Raw genomic sequence first — 26248 nt, forward strand, 5'->3', positions numbered from 1 at the left:
ATTATAATTTACATATATAGATTAAAATCTATATGCAATATGCTTAGTCTTACGGATTGGCCTCTACAGTCTGAAATAAATCATCATAACTACAGGTCATATATAAACAGGGGTTCTACGAGTACCCCTAACCGGATACATGGCAGAAATAAAAGGGCTGAGTATGGTAAATTCAAACTATGATGCACAACTAACATTTAAGTTATATGCTATCGCCGCAGTTATCTTCGCACTCTACGGTGGCAGAGTTTGCCCCTTTTTAGAAACACTCACTCCAGGTGAAATTTTTTTGCACATCGGAGTAACTTTCTCACTACTTTTACTCGTCAGGCATTTGTTATTAAAAGACCATCCACTGATAAATCAGCAGCGGCAAGCAAAACTCGACTCTACCTTGTTTTTTATGGCGAGTATACCTCTCGCCCTATTCTACAACGTTTATTATAACTTTGGCTTAGAGAGTAATGTTAAGGTGTTATTCGGCATGACATTATTTGGTTTTTTATCAGGCTTGATTCTTCAATTATCTTCTAAAATCCAACGTTTTGGTTATGATAAAGAGCACAATTATTTCGAGCTAAGCGGAGAGCGTCAATCTATCGTTAATCAAATGACGGTTATGATATGTATGCTGTTAATTACATTGACTATTTTATTAAGTATGGTTGCGGTAAAAGATATCTTTTGGCTAGAGCACAACCCTGAGCGTTTACTTGATGGTAGTGGAGCTACCAGTGTACTAAAAGAATTTTTGTACATCTCACTTGTGACCGGATGTTACGTTGTAACCATACTTCTACTTTGGGCTAAGTTAGTGCGTAAGGTTCTTTTGTCTCAGGAATCTTCTTTATTAGAAGTGACACAAGGTAACATAGCAAAACGTTTGCCTATTTTTGAGCACGATGAACTTGGTGCAATGGCCTCTTTAACAAACCAAATGCTCGATAGTTTGCAATCGAGCCAAGATGAAGTAAAAACAACCCGAGATGTCGCTATTGTTTCATTATCTGCATTAGCAGAATCCCGTGATAACGAAACGGGAGCTCATATTATGCGAACTCAAGAGTATGTTAGAGCACTCGCAACTTATCTAAGCCAATTCGAGCAATATAAAAAGTTGCTAACACCAAGTTATATAGAACTTCTCTATAAATCAGCCCCCTTACATGATGTAGGAAAAGTTGGTATACCAGATAACATTCTTCTTAAACCTGGTAAATTAACAGAGGAAGAATTTGAGGTGATGAAACGCCACCCGGAAATAGGGTCAAACGCACTTTCCATTGCCGAGAAACATCTGGGTAGTAATTCATTCTTGCGTCTTGCTAAAGAAATCTCTCTCACTCACCACGAAAAATGGGATGGTAGTGGTTATCCGAAAGCGCTTGTCGGCGAAGATATACCTTTATCTGGTCGATTAATGGCTATTGCTGATGTCTACGATGCCCTAATTTGCGAGCGTGTTTATAAAAAAGCGTTCTCTCATGAAAAAGCCAAAGCCATCATTCTAGAAGGTCACGGGACTCACTTTGACCCCAAAGTGGTCGATGCATTTTTGGCCATTGAGCAGGAGTTCATCGATATTGCTGAAAAATATCGCCGCCTTGAGAGAGAAGAAAATGCTCAAGCCGAGGAAGAGTTGCAAGCCCAAGCTTAAGTTATAGGCATACATAGTATTCTCTGCTCTAAATTCTGAAGATATATTTTGTTATACGTAAAGTGACGGTTTATCAAAATAAGTTCACCGAATTATGCATTTTATTGCCTGTCAATGTTGTCTCCACAAGCCTAGATAAGGTATAAATAAGTACAATATTTATATCTCCTCCTTCGATTAACACGGATGACAATTATGTTTGAAAAAGTCACTACTGCACCCGCCGATCCTATTCTTGGCCTGACAGAAGAATTCAAAAAAGATCCTCGCACAGACAAAATAAATCTTGGTGTAGGCATTTACAAAAATGAGCAAGGTCAAACCCCTGTACTAGCAACTGTAAAAAAAGCGGAAGCCGCTCTGATTGAAAGTGAAAAAACCAAATCATACCTCACTATCGAAGGCACTGCGGAGTATGGCTTAGCCGTACAAAAGATTTTATTTGGTGCTAATGCTGACATAGTAAAAAATAAATTGGCCAAAACAGCTCAAGCCCCAGGTGGCACTGGTGCTCTACGTGTTGCTGCCGAGTTCATTAAACGTCAGCTAGGAGATGTTAAAGTTTGGATTAGTAATCCTACTTGGGCTAATCACAACAGTGTTTTTGCTGCTGCTGGTTTAGAGACTGCTCAATATAGCTATTACGATGCACAAACAAAAAACAAAGACTTCGCAGGGATGTTAGCAGATCTTGAACGCGCTGATAAAGGCGATATTGTTCTTTTACATGGCTGCTGCCATAACCCTACCGGTATTGATCCTACGACAGCGGAATGGGAAACACTTGCAAAACTAGTTGCATCAAAGCAGCTCTTAGCGCTATTTGACTTTGCCTATCAAGGCTTTGCAAAAGGTGTGGAAGAAGATGCCTCTGGCTTACGCCTCTTCTCTCAGCATAACAAAGAGATTCTAGTTGCAAGTTCATTCTCAAAGAATTTCGGACTTTATAATGAACGGGTTGGTGCCTTTACTCTGGTTGCAGAATCAGAACAAACGGCAACGACAGCCTTCTCTCAAGTCAAAGCGATCATACGTTCAATCTATTCTAATCCTCCCGCTCACGGTAGTGCAATCGTTACACACATTCTTAACAATGTGCAACTGCGCAACGAGTGGGAAGCAGAAGTTAAAGAAATGCGCGACCGCATTCAAGACATGCGTGCACTATTTGTGGCAACGCTCAAAGAGCAAGGTGTTAATGCTGATTTTAGCTTTATTGAGCGCCAAAATGGTATGTTCTCTTTCTCTGGCTTGACAAAAGATCAGGTGACTCGCCTTAAAGATGAGTTTGGAATTTACATCGTCGGATCAGGTCGTATTAGTGTTGCTGGTATGACTCGTTCTAACATGCTTCCACTTTGTAAAGCTTTAGCCGCTGTCCTTTAAGTAAAGAATCGTAAAAGAGCCAGTTATCGCTGGCTCTCTTTTCATAGTTAAAGCGATAAAAATATTCATCAACTAATACAAATACTTCACACTGATACCACCTTCGTTGGTGGTGGTTTTGCCATTATTTCTATGAGTGTAGAAACCAGCGACCACAATCTTATCAGTAACCTGATAACCTGCACGCATATTAAAGATATCTTCATCTAAAATATCACTGCGTCGAAGCTCACCAGTGAATGATACTTGCCAGTGTTGGGTTAGCTCATGCTTTAAGGTGACATTACCAACCCACATAAACTTTCCATCGCTAAAAAGTTTCTCATCCGTAATATCATTAGTTGAAGACGACCAGACATAACCAGTTTTCGCTCCAACCATAAGGTCCCATTTATCTTCAAGAGAGTAATAAAATGCAACGCCAGGCAGCAGAGTATAGTTTTCAGTTGTTGTGTTATCGTTTGGATGAATAAATCTTGCTTCATAATCAATTGTGGCAAGGGTTTTTTTATCAAGTCGCTTCTTTCCCCCTACTGCTAGGGAGGTCACGTTACTATTGGTACCCAAATCATCATCAAATGAACCCGCACTTAAATCCGCATAAAGATAATTATAATTGAAGTTATTACTGGCATTGGCGATGGATACAGGTAACACACACAAAAGCGTCAAAGAAAGTAAGATGTAAGGTGGGTTGACATCCATGAGCACCTCTATAACACAGGCCAATCAAGCCATGTAAAGGAAAATATCCTCAAAAGAAAAACGGCGGACGATATCTATTACAAGAGTATAGTCTAGTTACATAGGTTTTATAAAAGGCTTACCTGAATGACATATTGATAGGAAGACGGTTATGCACTAACTGATATTTACGATCCTACTTGCTTTCTTGTATTGAATTCTCCATCCTGACCACCTTGGTAACTCCCACCTTTTCGGGTCGCCTTTGCGAAGGCCTGACTGATAAACAACATAAACCAACTTCTTCTTAGGCATATATTCAACACTCAAATTCAAGTCACCAATATAGAGCTGAAATGGATATCTAGTGGCAAAATCTTCATATTCCCATGAAGGTATTCCATCAAAAGGAAAATCATCGGCTGTGAATATGTCTAAATCAGATAACTCGGTTATCTCTAATTCATCTAACTGTTTAATAAACCAAGAATCAAAACTTAGGTTCTCCAACTCTATCGTTGATGATACTTTTTCTAGGATTCTATATAGCTTAAAATGCTCTATCTGCTGATGACGCAGCTTGGCAAAGCCAGGGAGAGCTTCTTCTTTCTTTATAGATTCAAGTAATAGCTTACTTGCCAAACCTCCCTGAGCTAATTGCATTTTGGCCGCTACTTTACGCCCAGAGTACATCAAAGCCATGTCAATATGAGGGATATCATTGACAAGTACGCCTTCTCCTTCAACCCACTCTCCAATACTAAGTTTTTCAAACAGCGTAAGTTTTACTGGCATAGTAAAAGTGGCCAGATTTAGCGTTTGTTTTACCCCTCTTCCTTGCAGGCTGTGTGTATCCATAACCAGAGCAGCTTCAGCCTTATCAGGCAAACGACTGTTACGTCCCAAAGTCGCCTCCATTTGGCCATTGCCGAATGCACTTCGACGTTTTTCTCGCCGGACAAATAAGAGTTCAGGATGTAACAAAGCAATAGCTTCTACTAACTCCTCGTGTGTATAACGAGAAGCAACACTCAACTGAGGTAACTCAAATACCAAGCGCATTTGGTTTGAAAGCAATTGGGCTTCTTTCAGCGCTTCTCTATCCACTGTTACACCTGAGAACGCTTTCCCCCTTAGAACTCGGATCATCAGTTCACCATCGCAGCCTAGTAACTCTTCACGGTTAAGCTGCTCTTGTAATTCATCGCAAGAGGATATGCGGCATATGGCTGCTGGTGTAGTCAATACCGATGTGAGATCAACCATAGCCTCTTGTAAGCTACGAGTTGGCATACGGATCACAAGATCTGCATATAGAGCATCTATCGGTAAGGGGTAGATACCTTGTCCATGTAACGTCGCTCGACCTTCTTGATCTATCGCCCCCATTTGATTGAGCATCATGGTTGCTTGGTGTAAAGATTTCTCTGGTAAAGGTTCAAGAAAACTCAAATCTGATAACTTATATCCACAACATGCTGCTGCAAGCATTGCTTCACTTAACGCTTCTCGGTGAAGTTCTGGTGGAGTAATTTCAGATAATGCAGCAAACTCACCATACAATCTTACACATATCCCATCCATTACTCTTCCAGCTCGACCGCTCCTTTGGCTGGCACTTGCTTTAGAAATATGTTTAAGGCATAAGGTTGTTTTACCATTTCGCTGTTCAGTTCGACGCTCCAAACCGGAATCTATTACCGCCACGACATTTGGTATGGTCAGCGATGTCTCAGCAACATTGGTTGCCAGAACAATTTTCTTTTGACTCTGAGGTGTTAAAGCTATGGTTCTTTGCAGATCAGTAACTGATGCATGAAGCGGTACTACTATCATATCTGGTAAATGTGAAAGCATGCTTTGACATTGACTGATCTCCTTTCTACCAGGTAAAAAAACTAAAATATCACCATCAAGGTCCAGTAGCGCTTCAACCTCTTTTTTTATTCTAGATTCAAGATTACGGCTATCTGGCAGTTGATGAGAATCTCCAGCACAATGTGCGATTGCTACATGATAACTCCGCCCTTTAGATTGTAATCGCTCGGCACCAGTATATAGAGCCAGTTTTTGTCCTTCTATCGTTGCTGAAGTAATCACTAAGCGATGCAGATTCGACTCTTTGAGCAAGGCAACCAGTATATCGGTATCCCAGCGGCGCTCATGAAATTCATCTACGATAACGGTTTTAAATCCTGCAAGCTCATTTTCAGCAAACCAGCGTAAAGCGACGCCGGGAGTAACGAAGGTAATCTGAGTATCGTCTGTACAGCAATTTTGCAACTTAATCGAGTATCCAACCGACTGCCCCACATGTTCGTTTTTTTGCTCCGCAAGAAATTGAGCAAGTGAAGTACAAGCTATACGTCTTGGCTCTATAACTAGTACTTTTCCCCTTTCTTGCGCCCAAATTGGTAACCTTGTCGATTTGCCGGAGCCAGTTTCGGCTTCTACTATCATATTGTGACTAGATAAACGGTTGAGAAAGTCAGATTTAAGGGTATCTATGGGTAAGCTGAACATAGTGCGCATCCAGATCTTGGAAAAGGTGCAAAGTATATACTTAATCTGGTCCAGAATGCAGGAATATTCGGTTTACAACATGGCCACTAATCCCTATTATTTTCTGGTTCCCGTTCCTTAAGACCCTACATTTATAGGCAAGTGATGAATAACGATAAACGCCCCTTATATATTCCCTACGCAGGTCCAGCGCTTCTTAGTACGCCTCTTCTCAATAAAGGCAGCGCATTTTCTGCTAAGGAAAGAGCTTCATTCAACTTAGAAGGATTGTTGCCAGAGACAACTGAAACCATTCAGGAACAAGTGGAACGTGCATACCAACAGTATCAAAGCTTCGAAAGTGATATGGATAAACATATCTATCTCCGTAACATTCAAGATACTAATGAGACCTTGTTCTATCGATTGGTACAAAACCACGTCTCCGAAATGATGCCCATTATATATACTCCGACAGTGGGGGCAGCATGCGAAAACTTCTCAAATATTTATCGTCGAGGCCGTGGACTATTTATTTCATTCGCTAATCGAGACCGAATTGATGATCTATTAAATAACGCGTCAAACCATAACGTTAAAGTAATCGTAGTAACAGATGGTGAACGAATTTTAGGTCTTGGTGACCAAGGCATTGGTGGTATGGGGATCCCGATAGGTAAGCTAGCACTTTATACCGCCTGTGGGGGGATCAGTCCAGCATATACATTACCTATCGTTCTGGACGTAGGTACAAATAACCCTCAGCGCCTTGCAGATCCAATGTACATGGGCTGGCGTCATCCCCGTATTACAGGCACAGAGTACGACGCTTTTGTCGAAGACTTCATCCAAGCTGTTCATCACCGTTGGCCAGAAGCATTAATTCAATTTGAAGATTTCGCTCAGAAAAATGCCATGCCTCTACTTGAGCGATACAAGGATCGTATTTGTTGCTTTAACGATGACATTCAAGGCACTGCCGCAGTAACGGTCGGTTCATTATTGGCAGCGTGCGAAGCAGCAGGAACTATGCTGTCAGAACAGCGTATTACCTTCCTCGGGGCAGGCTCAGCTGGCTGTGGTATAGCTGAAGCCATAATTTCACAAATGATCTCCGAAGGTATTACTGACCAAAAAGCCAGATCTCAGGTATACATGGTTGACCGCTGGGGGCTATTGCAAGAAGGTATGCCTAACTTGCTTGACTTTCAGCAAAGACTGGTCCAAAAGCACAGTGCCACAGGCAGTTGGGAAGCCGAAGGAACTGGCTTTTCCTTACTCGATGTAATGAGCAATGCAAAACCTACCGTCTTGATTGGGGTTTCAGGTGCTCCCGGTTTGTTCAGCGAAGATGTGATAAAGGAAATGCATAAACACTGTCCACGCCCAATAGTGTTCCCCCTATCCAACCCAACTAGTCGAGTTGAAGCCACACCTCATGACATTATTGAATGGACCAACGGAGAAGCATTGGTTGCAACAGGAAGCCCGTTCGATCCTGTCGTGCATAATGGCAAGACTTACCCAATTGCACAATGTAACAACAGCTATATCTTCCCTGGTATCGGACTAGGCGTACTCTCAGTTCAAGCTAAACGAGTCACAGATGAAATGCTAATGGAATCTAGCCGTGCTCTGGCAACATGCTCTCCTATGGCAGTTAACGGCCAAGGTGCATTGCTTCCACCTTTAGAAGCAATCCATTCAGTGTCTAAAAAAATTGCCTTTGCTGTAGCAAAGAAAGCAATCGAGGTAGGTGTAGCATTGGAGATTCCTGATGATGCTCTGGAAGAATCTATTGAGCATCACTTCTGGCAACCTGTTTATCGTAAATATAAACGTACTTCTTTCTAATTTTTTAATGGTTTAAGCCCCTGGTAACAGGGGCCTTTGTATATGATGATTTTTGAATTCCTCACACCAGCAGGAAAATACCTCCTGCCATATTTAAATGAAATATCAATTGCCCTTATTGCCTGTTTACTGGTCATTTTTGGCGGTGAAATAAATAAATTACTAAGAAAATTTGTCCGTAATCGACACTTCCTGGTCAGAACAATAATATTTATTTTAATCAACGCATTTGGCTACGGGTTAATAATCGTAAAAGCGACACCTTACCTAACTCGGACATTACATAGCCTAGATGCAGGCATCATGTTCTCAATAGTTGTTGTATGCTTTATATTTATCGGCTCATGGGCACAACGGAATCAACAAATTTAGTGAGAAGGCTTTTCCATCAACCTAAACCCTCTGATCATTATTTAGCATACCTGCTAAAGATTCTTAGGTGTTTGCCGCTTATTTTAATTTGCGGTTCGGCTGTATTATTCGTTATTGACCGCTGGGTTTCTTACCAAACGAAAGATCAAGTTTACAGTGAGTCAGAAGAAATTGGTAAATTTGATGTTGCTGTTGTACTTGGTACAAGTAAGTATTTAGGTAAAATCCTCAATGACTACTACAGTAATCGAATTAACGCAGCCATAAGCTTATATCGTAGAGAAAAGGTCGAAAATTTTCTTCTAAGTGGTGATAATGCCCATCGTTCATATAATGAGCCCTGGACAATGAAGCGTGATCTTCTTAAAGCAGAAATACCTGAGGAGCATATCTTCCTAGATTATGCTGGTTTTAGGACGCTTGACTCCATTGTTAGAGCAAAAGAAATATTCGAAACAGATAATTTCCTGATCATTACTCAGAAATTTCACTGTGAGCGGGCATTATTTATTGCTAACTTTCATCACATCAAAGCTAAGTGCTTTGCCGTTCCCGGGCCTAGCGCACATTCAGGATACCAAGTTCGATTGCGTGAAGTGTTTGCTAGAGCAAAGGCTGTACTTGATCTCTACATAATGCGTGAAAAACCCAAATTTCTTGGCCCTAAAGAACCTATACATAAAGAAGAGGTCACCCAAAATACCACAAACATGGATAAGGGTACTCCCTAAACCCTGTAATTCTATTGCTTACCCCATTAGATTACGCTAATTATCTTATCTGATACACTTAAAACCAAAAATAAAGAGCAATGTCTATGCCTTTCATAACCAAAGGAACGTTACAAAAAATGCGGGCCTCACTAGATACACAGGTTCAATATCAACTTCCTGTTGGAGAACAACTAATCGATCTTAAACCATTTATTGGCCAGACACTCACTTTTATCCACACTGGTAATATCTTTTGTTGCTCATGTGGTAAAAGGACTAAAAAAAGCTATTCACAGGGCCATTGCTTCGTCTGCATGAAAAAGCTTGCCAGTTGCGACATGTGTATTATGAAGCCTGAAACATGCCATTATGATCAAGGTACTTGTCGAGAACCGTCTTGGGGGGAAGAAAACTGTATGGTAGACCACTATGTCTACCTCTCAAATACCTCTGGTGTTAAAGTCGGAATTACACGACACACTCAAATTCCCACACGTTGGATAGATCAAGGTGCTACTCAAGGTTTGCCTATATTTAAAGTCCGAACACGATACATTTCGGGTCTTATTGAGGTAGAGCTAGCAAAACACATAGCAGACAAGACCAACTGGAGAACTTTACTCAAACAAGATGGCGCACCTTTAGCACTCAAACAAAAATTTACTGAGTTACTACCTCTTATCGAACCCAAGGTTGAGGAAATTAAACAACAGTTCGGTGAAGACGCGATTGAGTTACTTGATAACGCCATAACCCAAATTGGTTATCCTGTACAACAGCATCCAAGTAAAATCACGTCACACAACTTCGATAAGCACCCTGAAGTGACTGGAACTTTACAAGGTATCAAAGGGCAATATATGATTTTTGATACTGGTGTTATTAATATTCGAAAGTTCACTTCATACGAAGTGGAAATTAGTAATTAAGTAACTACGTTGAAATAAAAAGCCCTTAAAAATAAGGGCTTTATCAACTAAAACTTTACCATGTTACGAGAATGTATACTGCTCAGTCTAGAGGGCTAAGAATGTATTTATAGCTTTCTGTTCCTTTCCCAAAAGACTCATCGATACGCTCCTTCACCTCATCGATAGAAATATCAAAGATAATTCCCTGAGCGTCAGTCAATACGTTTTTACCAAAACCATTAACCATATACATGCTTCTTACCCAAGCGCTACTATCAGCGTTACTCACAACATCTTCTAAATAAAGATCAAGTCGTTTTTTTGCAACTGACAACTCACCCTCTGTTATTACTGTTTGCAAATCATTCACAACTTTGTCGACGGCCTGCTCAACCTTAGTTAAATCACTCACAGCAACCTGAGATTCAATTACCCAATCTGTTATAGTTTGGTTATAGCTCATAGCTGAATAGCTAGCTGGAGAATAATCTAGACTAAGATCTTCGCGTACATAATTATCTAAGCGATTGGCAAGTATATTTTCTATGATTTGGTCTATAAGCTCACGTCTGACATCTTGAACCTGAGCGTTTTTATTGTGTGTTCTGAGGATAAATCGACCTTTTTGCTCATTATTAATTGCAAGGTTAATCTTGGCATCAGGTCTTGGGTTATAATCGATTTGGTAAGATGGCACACTTGCTTGTTGTAGTGGTAAGGTCGACACATAGTCATTTAACGCGTCAGTAATGTCTGAAGATTTAACATCAGCAACAATCACCAGCTTATTATTTCTTGATTGTCTGAACAATTGTTCGAATGCTTGCTGGACTTGATCTACCGTTACCTTATTAAAATCTCGCGCATAATTTGGGAAATAAGCACTACTTGAAGCGTATGTATTAGTATCCATCGCATCATACCATTGCCCGAGAGGTGATTTGAGGTATGACATAGCCTGCTCTGCAAACTCTTGTTTTATGACATCCACCTGACGTGGGTCAAACTTAGGATAAACGAGGCTGGTGTGCATAAACTGAAGTGCTTGATTAAAATGCTCCCGCGGCACACTCATTTCAAAACCATGTTCAGTATCATCAATAAAGCCCTGCATTTCAATTGAGTTTTTACGAACATAAGCCTTCATTTGCGAGCCGTTAAAGTTTCCGGTCCCACTTCGAGCAATGACAGGGAACAAGATTTGAGCGGCAGGCAATAAATCTCTATCTAACGCTGCTTTACCACCAGCAGACATATAGACTAGATTTACAAAATCACTATTAACATCAGGGTCTAACAGTACTTCGACACCATTACCTAGTGTCCAAAGTTCTTCACCATTCTCGTACACCACTGAATCTGGCAATGGACTAGAAGACTTGACTTCCACCAAGCCGTTAACATCAAAGTTAATTTTGTTGTCCACAACTCCTGTGATTTTATACATGTTTTTCCACTCTGGTAGTGCTTGCTTAATATGTTCAATGGATTCAGTAGCACCTACACCAACGAACATTCCATAATGAGAAGATAGCATATTGTTTAGGTGTTGATTGACTGTATTGATGTCAGAACTGCGAATAGCATTGTCAAGACTGAGTTTATAACCTTTGCGTGATTGAGTTGGTGCGCCTGTTATTAATTGTGTTATTTTCTCATTAATAAAGTACTCTGGTTTGCTTGTTTCCCAGTCTTCATCAGCATGTTTACGCCAACTTATATAATCAGCCATAATTATATCTAATTCAGATTCACTAACACCATGATCTCTCAAAGAAGCTAATGTTTTCAAAAATATCGGCTGAACAAGGTTTCTTTCAGGTTCTGAAAATGCGAATGATACTTCATAGATACTGAGGTTACGGAATGAGGAAACGTCTGAATACAGCCACTGATACGGAATAGACTGCTCATCAAGAATAGTTCTCAAGCGTAACCTAATTAATTGTGCTGCAATATAATCAAGCTCACTGTTCAGTAAATGTTCTTGCGTTGATACTAGACTGTCACCTCGGTCAAACCTAAGACCTAAAATAGCATGTTCATCATCAGCGACTTTAGCGATGAAGTCATCATTCTTCGCTGTCAACAATGGTAGTTCTGGAGCATACTCTGTGTTAGTGGCTGCCCAATCTGAAAACAGTTTCTCGATCATGACTTTCGCTTGGGCTCGATCAATATTACCTGCAATAATCAGCTCAGCGTTTTGTGGCTGATACCACTTGTTATAAAAAGCCTTTAGAGATTCAGGAGTTGCTGACAGAATGGCATCAGTTGTCCCTAAAGGCGACCGTTGAGCATAAATAGTTCCCTTTATCGCATAATCATAATATTTATCAGAGAAGGACTGTTGTTCAGGTCTTCTGTACTGATTTTCAGACAATAAAATACTCTTTTCCTGTTCAATTTCTTCCGGTGAAAAAGTGATGCCACTTGCTACATCTCGAAGCCATAGCATAGCCTTATCAAACGCTTCTAGGTTCGGGAGATTGAATTTATAAGTCGTATTGTCGTATGACGTTGTAGCATTAACACCGTGCCACTTTTTCGCCCCCGTCGTTTCCATTAACCGCTCTACCTCTTTGGGCGTAAAGTTTTCACTGCCCTCAAATGCAAGATGCTCAACATAATGAGCGTAACCTAACTGGGATGATTCTTCGGCCGTTGAACCCACATGAACCAAAAGGCGAATCGATACCTCCTTAGAATCCATCGGGTAGAGGTGGTACTTCAGCCCATTTTTTAAAGTGCCTGAAGACCAATTAGTATTAAGTTGTATAGGAACAGGAGAAGATGGTGTGTTTTGAGCACATCCGACAAGTAATAGCCAGCATAGTGCAAAAAGTTTTTTCATTGTGATACTTCTTTGTTTTTATATTCAAAAGAAATATACCTTTAAATCTATCAATGTCTAGTGCTAATAATTGAACATATGTAACTAAAATATACCCAACCCGTTTATGATTAAATTATTAATAATTTCAATGCTTTGAAAATAATCAAAACGCCAACTAAATTAAGTAATGCACTATCAGTGTGCTTCAATATAATTAATCAGTGAGTAGAAACATAATGTCTATAAATAACAACAAAATTGACTTTTCCTCTTTGCTAAAATCAAGTGTTACAATCACAATTTGCAGTACTCTTATCGCTTGTGCTGGCAATCCTTATGTACGAAACGCAGAGCGCAACGATGTAATTACACTTGGCGATTCTATATTTGACCTTTCAGGTGAACTTCAGCAATTTCTGGAAAGTCCAGAAATGGCCAACACAACATTTCGCGATTACACCTTAAGTGGTGCAAAACTCAGTGGGGGGATTGTTGCCAAGCCAGTTATTGAACAATACCAAGATGCTAAAGCTGACGACCCAAACATTAATATCGTAGTCATGGATGGTGGTGGTAATGATATTTTACTACCAGCAATGATATTTGACCCTTATGAATGCAAAACGACTTGGTACCGCACTGAACTTAGCGAGAAATGTACTAGTTTAGTAAATGACATTTATGTCGACACTGTAGACCTTCTTAATGAAATGAAGCAAAACAATGTTCAGCAGGTCATTTACTTAGGCTACTACTACACCACTGGTGACAAAACTAACCTCCACCAAGCAATTGACTATGGTGACAACCGACTCACTGATGCCTGTAGCAACACTACAGTATCATGCCAATTTGTTGACCCTAGACTTGGAATTACGCCAGATGACGTACTGTCTGACAATATCCATCCAAACACATCAGGATCTCAAAAGTTAGCTCATCTTATCTGGCCTTATCTTGAAGCTATATTATAAATAAGTCTGCCCACTAACCCATGGTATACCATGGGTTAGTCATAAGTATACGAGGAGAAAATAATGAGCAAATGGGTATGGGTTTACACGGTTTGTACTATTGCTGGTTTAGGTATTTGGTTCCTACCCTTAACTTTATCCACCTCTACGCCCCCTTCACTCGAAAAAGTTGAAGATCCACCTTTAGATGTTCAGCAAACGAAAATTTCCTTTGCGAATAAAACTGATAATTCTGAACTCGTGGAAGAGCTAGCACAGCAATTGCGTAAAGAGCTAGGCGAAAGTATCCACCATGTTGAGATTCAAGTTGGGCTGGTAGATTTTCGCCAATATCTACGTGAAAAATATCAGGATAAGACAGACAGTCTATTTAATTCTGTTATCAACCATGCGTTTCCCAGCTACGCTGAATCTATTTTTTCTAATCTCTCACAAATGGAAAAATATGAGAATTGGCTGCTTGCTGAAATGAAGTCTTTTCTAGGCATGACTTTTGAAGGAAAGCAAGTTGCCATTTGGGCAAAACGTCGTGAACTATTTGCCTCGGATGCCGATATTCTCTGGTCAGCAGAATTGGACGAACGAGAACAAAAAATGGCTAATACGAAAAAATCTATCGAGTTATTGAACCAAGCTTATGACATGGAGATTGATCAACGCCTCTATGCACTTAAAACAACTATTGAGACAAACTTCTCTGAGCAAGTAGGTGGCAAAATATTAAGCCCATCTATGTTAGCCAGTACTTTCTTTAGCCTTGACTCTGTACAACACGATTTAGAGAAAATGTCCCCTTATGAACGTTCACTGCAACTTGCAAATATACGTAGAGATTTAGGCTTTAGTGAAAGACAAGTTGAAAAAGCAGCACTCAAAGATGAACAAAATGAGCTCCGATGGCAAGTAGGCTATCAATATATGGCTGAAAGACAGGCATTATTAAGTAGCCTCACCGACGAAGAATTAAGCAATGAACTCAAACATCTGAGGATCAGTTATTTTGGGGATGAGGCATCGACACTCGAAAAAGAAGAACAACAAGGATTTTATCGATTTAAACGCCCACGTGTTTATGGCAGAAATTAAACTTCCCTTTAAGCAGCTAAGAGCATACTAGTATGATTGTAAATCCTCTCCCCTCACGGTGACACGATGTAATCGACGTGGCAGGTCACCGTAATCGCTTACCGCAAAGTGTTGAGTTGGTATATTATCCCATATTGCTAAAGAATTTGGCTGCCATTTAAACCGGACCTGAAACTCAGGTCGTCTAGCAAGTTGATACAATCTTTTAAGAAGTGCATCACTTTCTATCCCTTGTAATTCATTAACTTTATGGGTGAACTGCTCGTTAACAAACACAGTTGGGTTGCCGGTTTCAGGATGACGAACTACAAGAGGATGTTTTACCGGAGGGTAATTGATTGAAACTTTGGCAACGTAACTCTGCCCACCCTCTACCAGAGAATCATAACGACTGCCTTCAAATGCATGTAGAGCATGAGTAGCCGTTAATTCTCTTAACAACCTTTGCTCATCAACTGTTAGACTCAACCAAACTGCTTCCATGGATGTCCATATGGTATCTCCCCCCCTATCAGGGCATAACTGGGCATGTAGTATGGAACAACGACAAGGTGTTTTTTGCCATGTCAAATCGGTATGCCAATAGCTTTTACTTGGTGGGTTACCAGGCGATGTTTCAATCACCACCACTTGATCTTCATCCTCTAAATGTGGAAAAAACGGGTGAACAGGCTCAAGTTCACCAAAACGTTTTGCAAGAGACATGTGCTGCTGCGGCGTCATCAATTGGTTATGAAAAAATAGCACCTTATAGTCAAGATAAGCTTGGTAAATAGTTTGAAATTCAGCATCAAGCAACTTGGAAAGATCTACATCTTCGACAAGCGCACCAATCTTTGGTGATAAAGGGGTTATATTCACAGTTCATCCTCGTTTTATCGGCTAACAAACACAGACCATTCAACAGCCAAAACTATTGCACATTAGCAAAAGTTCTTTCGTTTAACTTTATTGAAATAACATGTAGATTCAATACTCTACTAAAAAAGTTAATATTGTAAGGCTTATACCCTTATTTAAAGAGAATGATCGCCACTGTTTACAACATATTGCTAGAAAGAAGCACCAATATCTCCCCTAAGTTAACCCATTTCAATATAGTTTACGCTCTAAGCTATAAACATTACTTACACTTGAATAGTCGAATGGCGCTTTCAATACAATCACATATTCCATACAATCAAAAAATATTGTAGTGGGTATTTATCAACGGAGCGCAAATGAGCGAAATCAAACACAGTAAGCTTCTTATTCTTGGTTCTGGCCCAGCGGGATACACGGCAGCCGTGTACGCCGCGAGAGCGAATCTACATCCTGTCCTTGTAACAGGGATGCAACAGGGTGGGCAGTTAACAACAACAACAGATGTTGAAAACTGGCCAGGTGACCCTGAGGGCCTAACTGGTCCAGCTCTTATGGAACGAATGAAAGAGCACGCTGAGCGCTTTGAAACACAGATTATTTTTGACCATATCAACCATGTTGATTTCAGTAAGCGACCGTTCATATTAAAAGGTGACAGTAACGAATACAGTTGCGATGCTCTCATTATTTCTACTGGTGCCTCAGCCAAATACCTAGGTTTGGAATCTGAAGAGACATTTAAAGGACGAGGTGTGTCTGCTTGTGCCACCTGTGACGGCTTTTTCTATAGAAGCCAAAAGGTTGCTGTTATAGGCGGGGGGAATACTGCCGTTGAAGAAGCACTATACCTATCTAACATTGCTTCTGAAGTTCACCTCATACATAGGCGTGATAGTTTTCGTGCGGAAAAAATCCTCGTCCGTCGACTGATGGAGAAAGTTGAAAGTGGCAATATTACCCTCCACACAGATAAAGTTCTCGAAGAGATCGTTGGTGACGACATGGGTGTTACTGGTGTTCGAATAAAGGATACCAAGACAAACAAGGTAGATGGACTTGACGTCATGGGTGCCTTTATTGCTATCGGCCATCAGCCAAATACAGGTATTTTTGAAGGCCAACTGGATATGAAAGATGGTTATATTATTGTTCAATCTGGGCTTAATGGTAACGCTACTCAAACCAGTATTCCTGGCATTTTTGCTGCAGGAGATGTCATGGATCACACCTATCGCCAAGCTATAACCTCCGCTGGTACAGGTTGTATGGCAGCACTTGATGCTGAACGTTATCTAGATGCACTTGCAAACGGTAAATAATATTTTTCACTTTTGAGTCAAATCCTGAAAGCCTCGTGGTATTACCATGAGGTTTTCTTTTGTATAATCTCCTGCTTAGGGTCACCAAAGTACTTATCAATAAGCCTCATAATGGATAAAAATAAACAGCGCAACTTGAACAAATGGCTCAAGCAGCAGGGTAAGTTAGCGAAACGCTGGCTGATGGCTGCTATTGGTCTTGGTATTATTGCAAGCCTATTTTTACTGGCTCAGGCCGCATTACTTGCGACTATTCTTCAGCAGCTGATCATTGAACAAGCTCCGAAACAGCAGCTTATTCCCTACTTTTTAGCTCTGGGTGTAATTATCGCTATGCGGGCCTTATGCTCTTGGGGTCGAGAACTAGCTGGATATCGTTGCGGAGAAAAAGTTCGTCTTTACATAAGACAATTAATTCTTGATAAGTTACGTGAATTAGGCCCTGCTTATATCAAAGGTAAGCCTGCAGGAGCTTGGGCAACTTTGTTATTGGAACAAGTCGAAGATATGCATGATTTCTTCGCCCGTTATCTGCCACAGATGTCGCTTGCGGTGCTGGTTCCCATTGTGATTCTTGCAGTTGTTTTTCCAATTAACTGGATAGCAGGTCTAATCTTTTTGGTCACTGCACCACTAGTACCATTATTTATGGCTCTTGTGGGTATGAAAGCAGCAGATGCAAACCGCAAAAATTTTAAAGCTCTACAACGTTTGTCCGGCCATTTTTATGACCGCTTACAATCGATGACCACCATTCGTTTATTTGACCGCACTAAGGCCGAAACAGAAGTTATGCGCGCCGCATCCGAAGTCTTCCGCTCTCGTACCATGGATGTGCTTAAGATCGCATTCTTATCTTCTGCCATACTCGAATTTTTCACATCAATTTCCATCGCCCTCACAGCGGTATACTTTGGATTTGCTTTTATCGGAGAAATCAATATTGGTGATTATGGCCTAGGGGTAACACTTATGGCTGGTTTGTTTATTCTTATTCTTGCGCCTGAATTTTATCAACCACTACGAGATTTAGGTACTTTTTACCACGCCAAGCAGCAAGCCGTTGGAGCTGCCGATAGCATTGTCGAGTTTCTAGAGACAGATGCAACAGCCGTGATTTCCGGAAATCGAACATTAGATGTAACATCAGGCATTAGTATTTGTGCCCAAAATTTGGAAGTATTTTCGCCGCAAGGTGCCAAGTTACTCGGCCCGATAAGTTTTGAAATCAAAGCGAATCAACATACTGCACTGGTTGGCCCTAGTGGCGCAGGAAAAACAAGTCTAGTTAATGCCATATTAGGGTTTCTACCCTATGAAGGCTCATTAACCATTAATGGTATTGAGCGTACACAAATTAATCTTAACGACTGGCGCGAAAACATCAGTTGGATCAGTCAAAACCCTCTGTTGGTGCACGGAACAATTCGCAACAATATTACTTTAGGTAAAGAAGATGTCACAGAGAGTATCATTGATACCGCTCTGAAAGAGTCTTTTTCATCAGAGTTTGTCGCGCAACATGGACTAGATTACCAGATTTCAGATCGTTCCGGTGGGCTTTCCGTTGGACAAGCTCAGCGTATTGCTCTGGCGAGGGCCATGATACAAAACGGACATTTTTGGCTCCTTGACGAACCAACTGCGAGTTTAGATGCACGTAGCGAAAAACTAGTTATGGAAGGCCTTGCAAATCAAATTGAAAGCAAAACATCATTAATGGTCACTCATCAACTTCTTCCCCTAAAAAATGTCTCTCAGATACTCGTAATGGAGAGTGGTATGATTGTCCAACAAGGCGACTATAACCAACTTAGTCGTCAAGATGGTTTGTTCCAAAAGATGTTACTAGCCAATCAAACGCTTTCCCAGATAAATAAGGGGAATCTCGATGCGTGATTTAATTCCCTACTTGAAACTTTATAAAAAACACTGGTTCGGTCTTTCACTCGGCATGTTCTTAGCGTTATTGACGATGCTTGCCTCTATTGGATTACTGACTCTCTCTGGTTGGTTTCTATCGGCGGCAGCCATTGCTGGATTAACTATTGCTCGGGAAACTTTCAACTATATGTTACCTGGCGCGTTTGTTCGTGGTTTTGCTATGGGTCGAACCGCTGGTCGCTGGGGTGAACGAGTAGTCAGTCACAACGCTACTTTTAAGCTACTGACAGACCTGCGAATATTTTTCTTCTCCAAACTTGCTCCCCTAATTCCGGGCAGGGTGTCCAACCTTAGAGATGCAGACATTCTCAATCGCTTAGTTGCGGATATAAGTGCAATGGACCATGTTTACCTGCGTCTCATCAGCCCAATGGTTGTCGGTTCTCTTGGTATTGTTGGCCTTACAGTTCTTCTCAGTTGGTTTGATACAAAACTCGGCCTAACTCTGGGGGCAATCTTGCTCACTATACTTATACTGTGGCCTATTCTGTTTTATAAACTGGGCAAACATAATGGGGCTGAGTTGACAAATAACAAAGCCAACTTAAGAATTGCTACTCTAGATTGGCTGCAAGGCTATAGCGAGCTTACGATTTTTGGTGCAGAAGAACGCTACCGAAATGTAATTTTTGATATTCAGCAACGCCTACTTAATAATCAACGTTTTAATGCTCACTTTGCTGGAATTGCTCAAGCACTACTTATTCTTGTGAACGGCTGGACAATTGTGCTCATGTTATGGCTTGCTGCTGACGGAGTAGGTGGACAATTACCCAACCCAATGATAGCTCTAGTAGTCTTCGCAACCATGGCAAGTGTCGAAATCCTCATGCCGATTGCAGGCGCATTTCAGCACCTTGGACAAACCATTTCCTCAGCGCGTCGACTCAACGATATTACTTTGTCTACACCGGATGTTCTGTTCCCAAGTAAACCTATCAAGCACGATCAGTCTTACTCAATTGAGTACCAAGATGTCAGCTTCCACTACCCTGATGGTGAAATAAACGCTCTAAGCAATGTAAACCTCACAATATCAGCAGGGCAACGAATCGCTATCCTTGGTCAGACAGGTTCTGGGAAATCCACTTTATTGCAGTTACTTAATCGATACTGGGATGTACAAAAAGGAAATATCAACATCGCAGGGCAACCCATAGCTCTATGGAGTGAAAGCCAACTTCGCCAAGTAACAACAGTTGTCAGCCAGCGAGTCGATATACTCAATGGAACTTTGCGAGATAATCTACTCATGGCGTCTTCTAAAGCAACCGATGAACAATTGCATGAAGCATTATCCAAGGTAGGTTTATCTAAACTTATACACGACCAAGGGTTAGATAAGTGGCTTGGAGATGGCGGTAGGCAGTTATCGGGAGGAGAAAAGCGTCGAATTGGTATAGCTAGAGCACTGTTACATAATGGCCCAATTCTATTGCTTGATGAACCCACTGAAGGTTTGGATAAGCAAACTGAACGTCAAATCATGCAGTTGTTTAACCAGTATTTCGAGAATAAAACCGTAATATTCATTACTCATAGGCTTGTCGAACTAAGTAAAATGGACGCTATTTGTCTTATTGAACAAGGCAAAGTCGTCGAATATGGTACACACGAAGCGCTTATGGCAGAAAAAGGGCGCTATTTCGAGCTAAACCAATCTCTTTAGCGAAAGCAGATTCATTTCAAGGCGCACATTGTTTAAATCAAAAAAAGCAGCTTAATGCTGCTTTTTTCATAATTAATTAACGATGTTTATTTCGACTGCCTTGCTCTCCAGCACTTCTACGTGTCTTTCTTCGCGCCGGGTTGTTGCTACGGCCGCCTCCACCACTGCTCACTCGTTCTTCATGACGCTTAACTGCGCGACGAATTTTCTGGCTTCGAGAACGTTCACGCTTACGTGAAGTATTGGCTTTATTTTCCTCAAGTAGTGTTTCTTTTTCTGGCCCTAGCTCTACCAATTCACGCAAGTAGTTCACTTCTTTGAGGTCAAGTTCCATCCATCCACCACGTGGAAGTTTCTTATCCAAGAATATATCACCGTAACGAACACGCTTTAAACGGCTCACCGTACAATCTTGAGACTCCCATAAGCGGCGTACTTCTCTGTTACGGCCTTCATTGATGACAACATAGAAGGTATGGTTCATACCATCACCTCCTGCATGAACAACATCTTCAAAACGCGCTACGCCATCATCTAGCTCAACACCACTGACAAGGTTACGTACCTTCTTCTCATCGATTTCACCGAAAACACGAACTAAATATTCACGTTCAACTTGGCGACTCGGGTGCATAAGCCGATTTGCCAACTCACCGTCAGTAGTAAAAAGAAGTAATCCTGAAGTATTTGCATCTAAGCGACCAACAGAAATCCAACGAGAACCACGCATTTTTGGCAAACGGTCAAATACAGTTCGGCGACCTTCAGGATCATTACGAGTACAAAGCTCACCCTCAGGTTTGTAATACACCAATACGCGACAAACCACTTCTTCCTGCGCCTTAGCAGAAACAATATGCCCGTCGATACGAACGACAGCATTCTCATCTTCTAGCCGCTCACCAAGCTTAGCAACAATACCATTAACACTTACGCGCCCCGCTTTAATTAGAGCTTCTAGTTCGCGTCGTGAGCCATGGCCTGCTCGCGCTAATACCTTCTGTAATTTTTCGTTCATTGTTCTACCTTTGTGTCGTCTTCTCAGACGTCAATTCTACTTTGCGACCTAAAATCGCGGTCGCGTATTATCGCAAACTCTTGTAAGAAACGCATGCTTTATTTTTTCTTTTGACAGTTAACATATTAGGATAAATTGACCTTTCATAGTTAGCTTTCATTGACGATAAATGGAATTTAGATACCGCGAGAGTTATTCAATAATACTTTTAAACATCGACTACTTAGCACTCAATAATCTCCACCTCAAAGCATCTAAGGTCATTGACTATAAATGCCTTAACCATCATCTTTATTAATTTACATCACTCAAATGCTGATGGATCACCTGAACCAATGCGGGCTATAACTGGTTCATCTTCACTGAAATCAACCACTGTCGTTGGTTGCTCTCCGAGGTAACCACCATTAAGAATACAATCTACTGCATGTTCAAGTTTATCTCTAATATCTTCTGGATCAGATTCCGTGACATTACTACCAGGCAATATCAGTGACGTTGACATTAACGGTTCACCTAACGCTTCGAGCAAGTCAAGCGCAATACGGTTATCTGGAACTCGAATGCCTATTGTTTTGCGTTTACTGTTCATCAAACGACGCGGCACTTCCTTAGTACCCTTAAAAATAAAGGTATAAGGGCCTGGTGTGTTATTTTTCAAGAGGCGAAAAGCCCCGTTATCTACACGTGCATATATAGACAACTCAGATAAGTCACGACATAAAAGAGTAAAATTATGTTTTTCATCCAATTTTCGAATCTGACAGATTCTTTCCAGTGCCTGTTTATTCTCCAACTGACACCCTAAAGCATATCCAGAATCGGTAGGATAAATAACAACACCACCACTACGAATGATGGCCACAGCTTGATTGATCAAGCGAGCCTGTGGATTTTCTGGATGCACATAAAAGAACTGGCTCATTTTAATTCCTCATCATTGAGTCTCTCGACTCTATAAATGTATTAATTCTCTGGTCTCATGACCTTGTTAGCTAACAGCTTTCGTATAGAGATAAATCGACCCCAAAGTCTAAATCTAGTTTGATTGTGCAGGGGGAATTATTATATCTTTCCAGACTGGTTCGACGCCTGATGGAAGCCACAGATTCCTACCTAGCTCTGTCCAAGGAGAAGGATAATGAAAGTCACTTCCTTGAGACGCCAATAGTTTGTATTGTATCGCATAATCTGCCAGATTACGTCTTTCTTGTTGCCCTTGCTGTGGTTGAGCAACTTCCATAGCATCCCCACCGGCATCAACAAATGCACCAAGAAGCCTTTTCAACCATTTTGCGGTTAACTTATAACGTCCGGGGTGAGCCAGAACTGCCAAGCCGCCTGCAGAATGTATTGCATCAACGGCCTCTTTCATAGAGCACCAACTTGGAGGGACATAACCAGGGTTATCGCGTGTTAGGTATTTCTTAAACACTTGCTGCATAGTTTTTGCGTAACCATTATCGACTAACCATTTAGCGAAATGTGCACGAGTTATCGGCGCTTCACCTGCAATGGTTTTTACTTCCTCAAATACACCTTCTCGTGTTGCTTTTGCAAGACGCTGGGCAATTAATTCAGCACGCACCTGACGATGTGCCTGCTGTTTCTCTATCAACTCTTTAAGTTCACTTGATTTAGGATCAATATCGAGACCGACAATATGGATATCTTTATTTTGCCAGACTGTGGAAATTTCAATGCCATCTATGACCGTTATCGGCAGCTTATTTGACTCAACATAGTGATGTGCATGGTGCAGGCCATCGATAGTGTCATGATCTGTGATGGCTAACACATCGACATTAAAGTCGACTGCCCTATCTATCAGCTGAGTAACTGATAGCCGTCCATCAGAAGCAGTAGTATGGCTATGTAAATCAATCTTCATAAACTTACTTTTTTAGTTGACTTTTTACCAATGAACTAGTTTACTAGTACACAAATACAAAGTGTTTCATTTAGGGGTTACCATGTTACAAGAGTTTAACTCAAACCAAAAAGCGAATCTTGCAGTTAACGGTCAATATGCCGTTTCTGAAAATATTGCTTGCTGGCGTACTTGGACAAGTTCTAGGTGGGCTGACAGGTACTTTTAATTGACTCAATTAATGTAATCAGGCCCGCTATTAAAGCGGGCCTTTTGTTTTGTCGGATATACTGCATTTAACTGGTCATATAAGCATCGATTAGATCACATTCCACATTGGGTGAATGTTTTGTTTATGCGACTATGTATGGCAGAAAGTAAAAAGCTATAAAATGAAAGGAGGTCTTGTGAACAAGGCCATTGAAATGAAAATGCTGGGCGAGCTGGAAGTCATTCAAACAACAGCTCCTTACACGCTAGATCCAACGCGTCTGTTCCACACTCTATGTGAAAATAAAACAGACAGTTTATTATTGGAATCCGCAGAAATCAGTTCCAAGCGGAACCTAAAAAGCTTGCTGATTGTCGATTCCGCTGTACGTATAGTTTGCTACGGCCATACCGTGACTCTGCATGCTCTAACCAATAACGGGCAATGCCTGCTTACCCATTTGACTCGCAATATTCATCGCAATATCGCTCACTCTTTTGACAATAACACGCTAACTCTAGAATTTGAGAAACCTTGCAACAAGTTAGATGAAGATTCACGGCTGCGCGAAGCGTCTTCCTTCGATGCCCTTCGGCTAATCCAACATAGCTTCGACATTAGTGAGCATGAAAAACATGCTCTCTTTCTCGGTGGGTTGTTCGCCTATGACATGGTGGCAAACTTTGAACCTTTGGGAGAAGTAGAAACCTCAAATCAATGCCCGGACTATGTGTTTTATGTCGCAGAAACTCTACTTGTCGTCGATCATCAACGTGAAACATGTGATGTTCAAGCGACCCTATTTGCGGGATGTGCCGAAAAAGCCAAACTAGAAGCGCGCATACAATATATCCAGTCTCAGTGTGCTAATTTGAAACACCTACCAATCGCAAGCAAGCTAAACAACTTATCACCTCAGCCAAGCGTGAGCGACGAAGATTTTTGCCAAATCGTACGTGATCTTAAACAATATGTTGTTAAAGGTGATATTTTTCAAGTTGTCCCTTCTCGCCGCTTTACCCTACCATGCCCTTCGCCACTCATTGCATATAAAGAACTAAAACTGAGTAATCCAAGTCCGTATATGTTCTACATGCAAGACGAACTGTTTACCTTATTTGGCGCATCGCCAGAAAGTGCACTAAAGTATGAAACCGAAACCAATCAGGTTGAGATTTACCCTATTGCAGGCACTCGTCATCGAGGCAAGCTGCCTAACGGTCAAATTGATTTTGACTTAGATAGCCGTATCGAACTAGAACTCCGCACGGATAAAAAAGAAAATGCAGAGCACATGATGCTGGTTGACCTCGCGCGTAACGATGTTGCCCGAATTTCACAAGCTGGCTCTCGACATGTTGCGGATCTCCTCCAAGTAGACAGATACAGCCATGTGATGCATTTAGTATCTAGAGTAGTCGGCCAACTTCGTCAGGATTTGGACGCTCTTCATGCCTATCAAGCATGTATGAATATGGGTACTCTGACGGGTGCACCAAAAATTCGTGCTATGCAGCTTATTCGAGATGTAGAAAGAACTCGCCGTGGCAGTTACGGTGGTGCGGTAGGTTACCTCACTGGCGAGGGTACATTGGATACCTGTATCGTGATTCGTTCTGCCTATGTCGAAAATGGTATTGCACAAGTTCAAGCAGGGGCTGGTGTCGTGTTTGATTCAGACCCCCAAGCCGAAGCTGACGAAACTCGTAGCAAGGCACAAGCCGTCATTTCTGCAATTCAATCAGCACATAAGGAGCAGTAATAGATGGCTAGCATAGTATTTATTGATAACTTTGATTCTTTTACATACAACTTAGTGGATCAATTTCGCTCTCTCGGTCACGAGGTAACTATCTACCGTAATAATATAGCGGCATCAACAATAGAGGCTGCTATCAAAGAGCTAGATAGCCCTGTAGTCCTTCTCTCACCAGGCCCAGGAGCACCATCTGAAGCGGGTTCGATGCCTGAAGTAATAAATAACCTCAAGGGAAAAGTACCCATTATTGGTATCTGTCTTGGACATCAAGCAATCGTCGAAGCATATGGCGGCACTGTGGCTGGAGCTAATGACATTGTCCACGGAAAAGTCTCTATGATGGATCATCTCAATCATACCATTTATGCCAATTTGCCTTCTCCACTAGCAATTGCACGTTACCATTCTCTTGTAGCCACTGTTGTCCCAGAGACATTAACGGTGACAGCAGAAGTTGATGGGCTTGTCATGTCAGTGGTTCAAGAACAAGATAAAGTCTGCGGGTTTCAGTTCCACCCCGAATCGATTATGACGACGCAAGGTGCGATATTACTAGCTAATGCCATCACGTGGGCCCTCGAGAAACCCGTAAAAAACGCAGTACAGCATTAAGGAAGAG

Annotated in this window: 21 protein-coding genes and 1 other annotated feature; of the genes, 14 read left to right on the plus strand and 7 right to left on the minus strand. The window is 41.3% G+C overall.

Annotated features, from left to right (window positions below):
* Positions 1-163: 163 nt before the first annotated feature.
* Together OCV27_RS09005 and OCV27_RS09010 are read left to right on the plus strand one after the other, a co-directional pair.
* Positions 164-1657, plus strand: coding sequence for an HD-GYP domain-containing protein (locus OCV27_RS09005; RefSeq protein ID WP_125319788.1), 1494 nt, complete (start codon positions 164-166; stop codon positions 1655-1657).
* Positions 1658-1852: 195 nt separating this feature from the next.
* Positions 1853-3043 (plus strand): amino acid aminotransferase, encoded by a 1191-nt coding sequence (locus OCV27_RS09010; RefSeq protein WP_125319789.1) that lies wholly within the window; start codon positions 1853-1855, stop codon positions 3041-3043.
* A gap of 72 nt (positions 3044-3115) precedes the next feature.
* Here the strand turns inward: OCV27_RS09010 and OCV27_RS09015 are convergent, their stop codons facing one another.
* Together OCV27_RS09015 and OCV27_RS09020 are read right to left on the minus strand one after the other, a co-directional pair.
* On the minus strand, positions 3116-3748 hold the full coding sequence (locus OCV27_RS09015; protein ID WP_125319790.1) for an outer membrane beta-barrel protein: 633 nt from the start codon (positions 3746-3748) through the stop codon (positions 3116-3118).
* 156 nt (positions 3749-3904) lie between these two features.
* Positions 3905-6250 carry a DEAD/DEAH box helicase gene (locus OCV27_RS09020; protein ID WP_125319791.1) on the minus strand — a complete coding sequence of 782 codons (2346 nt, stop codon included), beginning with the start codon at positions 6248-6250 and terminating at the stop codon, positions 3905-3907.
* A 144-nt stretch (positions 6251-6394) separates the two neighbouring features.
* On the opposite strand from OCV27_RS09020, the gene OCV27_RS09025 reads away from it, so the two are divergent.
* From OCV27_RS09025 to OCV27_RS09040, 4 genes are all read left to right on the plus strand, one after another.
* Positions 6395-8083 (plus strand): NAD-dependent malic enzyme, encoded by a 1689-nt coding sequence (locus tag OCV27_RS09025; protein ID WP_125319792.1) that lies wholly within the window; start codon positions 6395-6397, stop codon positions 8081-8083.
* Positions 8084-8125: 42 nt separating this feature from the next.
* A complete protein-coding gene (locus OCV27_RS09030; protein WP_125319793.1) occupies positions 8126-8455 on the plus strand; it encodes a DUF3392 domain-containing protein in 330 nt (109 codons plus the stop codon).
* Positions 8455-9186, plus strand: a complete 732-nt coding sequence (locus tag OCV27_RS09035; protein ID WP_245986651.1) for a SanA/YdcF family protein — start codon at positions 8455-8457, stop codon at positions 9184-9186. Before OCV27_RS09030 ends, OCV27_RS09035 begins: the two co-directional genes overlap by 1 nt.
* Positions 9187-9272: 86 nt before the next feature.
* On the plus strand, positions 9273-10097 hold the full coding sequence (locus OCV27_RS09040; RefSeq protein WP_125319794.1) for a DUF2797 domain-containing protein: 825 nt from the start codon (positions 9273-9275) through the stop codon (positions 10095-10097).
* Between the two features lie 82 nt (positions 10098-10179).
* Here the strand turns inward: OCV27_RS09040 and OCV27_RS09045 are convergent, their stop codons facing one another.
* Positions 10180-12933 (minus strand): M16 family metallopeptidase, encoded by a 2754-nt coding sequence (locus OCV27_RS09045; RefSeq protein WP_125319795.1) that lies wholly within the window; start codon positions 12931-12933, stop codon positions 10180-10182.
* A 218-nt stretch (positions 12934-13151) separates the two neighbouring features.
* Between OCV27_RS09045 and OCV27_RS09050 the strand changes: the two genes are divergently transcribed.
* Positions 13152-13889, plus strand: a complete 738-nt coding sequence (locus tag OCV27_RS09050) for an SGNH/GDSL hydrolase family protein (protein WP_125321992.1) — start codon at positions 13152-13154, stop codon at positions 13887-13889.
* A 63-nt stretch (positions 13890-13952) separates the two neighbouring features.
* Entirely contained in the window at positions 13953-14975 is a 1023-nt protein-coding gene (locus tag OCV27_RS09055) for a hypothetical protein (protein WP_125321991.1), read from the plus strand.
* A gap of 27 nt (positions 14976-15002) precedes the next feature.
* Here OCV27_RS09055 and OCV27_RS09060 read toward each other — a convergent pair whose 3' ends face one another.
* The gene (locus tag OCV27_RS09060; RefSeq protein ID WP_125321988.1) at positions 15003-15836 is read right to left on the minus strand and encodes a TauD/TfdA family dioxygenase; all 834 of its coding nucleotides are present in this window, start codon (positions 15834-15836) and stop codon (positions 15003-15005) included.
* Between the two features lie 359 nt (positions 15837-16195).
* On the opposite strand from OCV27_RS09060, the gene trxB reads away from it, so the two are divergent.
* The 3 genes from trxB (at position 16196) to cydC (ending at position 20771) form a co-directional block, all read left to right on the plus strand.
* On the plus strand, positions 16196-17158 hold the full coding sequence (trxB, locus tag OCV27_RS09065) for a thioredoxin-disulfide reductase (protein ID WP_125321986.1): 963 nt from the start codon (positions 16196-16198) through the stop codon (positions 17156-17158).
* Between the two features lie 111 nt (positions 17159-17269).
* Positions 17270-19057: a heme ABC transporter permease/ATP-binding protein CydD gene (gene cydD / locus OCV27_RS09070; RefSeq protein WP_125321984.1), complete on the plus strand. Its 1788-nt coding sequence runs from the start codon at positions 17270-17272 to the stop codon at positions 19055-19057.
* A complete protein-coding gene (gene cydC / locus OCV27_RS09075) occupies positions 19050-20771 on the plus strand; it encodes a heme ABC transporter ATP-binding protein/permease CydC (protein ID WP_125321982.1) in 1722 nt (573 codons plus the stop codon). Before cydD ends, cydC begins: the two co-directional genes overlap by 8 nt.
* A gap of 76 nt (positions 20772-20847) precedes the next feature.
* On the opposite strand, the gene rluB is transcribed toward cydC, so the two are convergent.
* The 3 genes from rluB to rnm form a co-directional block, all read right to left on the minus strand.
* On the minus strand, positions 20848-21789 hold the full coding sequence (gene rluB / locus OCV27_RS09080; RefSeq protein WP_125321980.1) for a 23S rRNA pseudouridine(2605) synthase RluB: 942 nt from the start codon (positions 21787-21789) through the stop codon (positions 20848-20850).
* Between the two features lie 304 nt (positions 21790-22093).
* Complete coding sequence (locus OCV27_RS09085; protein ID WP_125321978.1) at positions 22094-22714, minus strand: L-threonylcarbamoyladenylate synthase; 621 nt, start codon at positions 22712-22714, stop codon at positions 22094-22096.
* A 114-nt stretch (positions 22715-22828) separates the two neighbouring features.
* On the minus strand, positions 22829-23680 hold the full coding sequence (gene rnm, locus OCV27_RS09090) for an RNase RNM (RefSeq protein ID WP_125321976.1): 852 nt from the start codon (positions 23678-23680) through the stop codon (positions 22829-22831).
* Between the two features lie 82 nt (positions 23681-23762).
* Between rnm and trpL2 the strand changes: the two genes are divergently transcribed.
* The 3 genes from trpL2 (at position 23763) to OCV27_RS09105 (ending at position 26241) form a co-directional block, all read left to right on the plus strand.
* The gene (gene trpL2, locus OCV27_RS09095) at positions 23763-23888 is read left to right on the plus strand and encodes a tryptophan operon leader peptide (protein ID WP_125321974.1); all 126 of its coding nucleotides are present in this window, start codon (positions 23763-23765) and stop codon (positions 23886-23888) included.
* Positions 23835-23937, plus strand: a sequence feature (Trp leader region). It overlaps the preceding gene by 54 nt.
* A gap of 129 nt (positions 23938-24066) precedes the next feature.
* On the plus strand, positions 24067-25632 hold the full coding sequence (locus OCV27_RS09100) for an anthranilate synthase component 1 (RefSeq protein WP_125321972.1): 1566 nt from the start codon (positions 24067-24069) through the stop codon (positions 25630-25632).
* Positions 25633-25635: 3 nt separating this feature from the next.
* On the plus strand, positions 25636-26241 hold the full coding sequence (locus OCV27_RS09105) for an aminodeoxychorismate/anthranilate synthase component II (RefSeq protein ID WP_125321970.1): 606 nt from the start codon (positions 25636-25638) through the stop codon (positions 26239-26241).
* Positions 26242-26248: the final 7 nt, after the last annotated feature.

The organism is Vibrio pectenicida, from assembly GCA_024347015.1.
Taxonomy (GTDB): domain Bacteria; phylum Pseudomonadota; class Gammaproteobacteria; order Enterobacterales; family Vibrionaceae; genus Vibrio; species Vibrio pectenicida.

Bases quoted from the DNA above. Each gene is read 5' to 3' on its own strand.
- OCV27_RS09005 (WP_125319788.1), top strand. From the start codon at position 164: ATGGTAAATTCAAACTATGATGCACAACTAACATTTAAGTTATATGCT.
- OCV27_RS09010 (WP_125319789.1), top strand. From the start codon at position 1,853: ATGTTTGAAAAAGTCACTACTGCACCCGCCGATCCTATTCTTGGCCTG.
- OCV27_RS09015 (WP_125319790.1), bottom strand. From the start codon at position 3,748: ATGGATGTCAACCCACCTTACATCTTACTTTCTTTGACGCTTTTGTGT.
- OCV27_RS09020 (WP_125319791.1), bottom strand. From the start codon at position 6,250: ATGTTCAGCTTACCCATAGATACCCTTAAATCTGACTTTCTCAACCGT.
- OCV27_RS09025 (WP_125319792.1), top strand. From the start codon at position 6,395: ATGAATAACGATAAACGCCCCTTATATATTCCCTACGCAGGTCCAGCG.
- OCV27_RS09030 (WP_125319793.1), top strand. From the start codon at position 8,126: ATGATGATTTTTGAATTCCTCACACCAGCAGGAAAATACCTCCTGCCA.
- OCV27_RS09040 (WP_125319794.1), top strand. From the start codon at position 9,273: ATGCCTTTCATAACCAAAGGAACGTTACAAAAAATGCGGGCCTCACTA.
- OCV27_RS09045 (WP_125319795.1), bottom strand. From the start codon at position 12,933: ATGAAAAAACTTTTTGCACTATGCTGGCTATTACTTGTCGGATGTGCT.
- OCV27_RS09050 (WP_125321992.1), top strand. From the start codon at position 13,152: ATGTCTATAAATAACAACAAAATTGACTTTTCCTCTTTGCTAAAATCA.
- OCV27_RS09055 (WP_125321991.1), top strand. From the start codon at position 13,953: ATGAGCAAATGGGTATGGGTTTACACGGTTTGTACTATTGCTGGTTTA.
- trxB (WP_125321986.1), top strand. From the start codon at position 16,196: ATGAGCGAAATCAAACACAGTAAGCTTCTTATTCTTGGTTCTGGCCCA.
- cydD (WP_125321984.1), top strand. From the start codon at position 17,270: ATGGATAAAAATAAACAGCGCAACTTGAACAAATGGCTCAAGCAGCAG.
- cydC (WP_125321982.1), top strand. From the start codon at position 19,050: ATGCGTGATTTAATTCCCTACTTGAAACTTTATAAAAAACACTGGTTC.
- rluB (WP_125321980.1), bottom strand. From the start codon at position 21,789: ATGAACGAAAAATTACAGAAGGTATTAGCGCGAGCAGGCCATGGCTCA.
- OCV27_RS09085 (WP_125321978.1), bottom strand. From the start codon at position 22,714: ATGAGCCAGTTCTTTTATGTGCATCCAGAAAATCCACAGGCTCGCTTG.
- rnm (WP_125321976.1), bottom strand. From the start codon at position 23,680: ATGAAGATTGATTTACATAGCCATACTACTGCTTCTGATGGACGGCTA.
- trpL2 (WP_125321974.1), top strand. From the start codon at position 23,763: ATGTTACAAGAGTTTAACTCAAACCAAAAAGCGAATCTTGCAGTTAAC.
- OCV27_RS09105 (WP_125321970.1), top strand. From the start codon at position 25,636: ATGGCTAGCATAGTATTTATTGATAACTTTGATTCTTTTACATACAAC.